Here is a 516-nt window from a genome sequence, read left to right as displayed (position 1 = left end):
CGAGGTTGAGCGTGGATTGCATCTCGCCGAACACACCCGATGCGCCGATGAGCAAAGTGACAACGGCGACAACGGAAGCCAGAGCTCCCTTGTTTACCGACGCGTTCTCAATCGTCGTCTTCAAAAGATCGGCTCCTTGAGGGCCAAGCAAGCCCGTCAGTTGGGCGGATATCGCGATTTCGGCGGCATCTCTTCCCGTGGCGAAGCCGGCGACGCCGAGCACGATCAGCAAGATGGGAGCCAATGACGTTGCGGCGTAGAACGCCATGGCGGCCGCGTGGCTGAGAGCGCTGTCATCAAAAAATCCGTCCACAGCGGCACGAAAGACGGTCCATAGGTCTGCGGCCACGATTTTCATCACCCCTCCATGAGCTGGCTGTTGGAATGAAGGAAGTTGCCCGCTAGACCTTGGTTCCCTGGTGCGGTTCTCCGACCGCATCGTCTGCCCGGAACAAAGGCTTGTTGCTCACGTTCCGGCTCTTCAACGGCAGTTTCGCTATCGCCGTTGCCTGGCCC

Annotated in this window: 1 protein-coding gene; it reads right to left on the bottom strand. The window is 59.5% G+C overall.

The genetic code is table 11. From position 1 onward, the window contains the following. Positions 1-358, bottom strand: a 358-nt coding sequence (locus ACODTY_RS24150; RefSeq protein ID WP_488996705.1) for a YhjD/YihY/BrkB family envelope integrity protein, incomplete at its 3' end; no start/stop codon positions are given. Positions 359-516: the final 158 nt, after the last annotated feature.

The organism is Mesorhizobium sp. FG116 (assembly GCF_057809835.1).
Note: the sequence above shows the minus strand (reverse complement) of the source record. Positions and strands in the feature narration are given on the sequence as shown.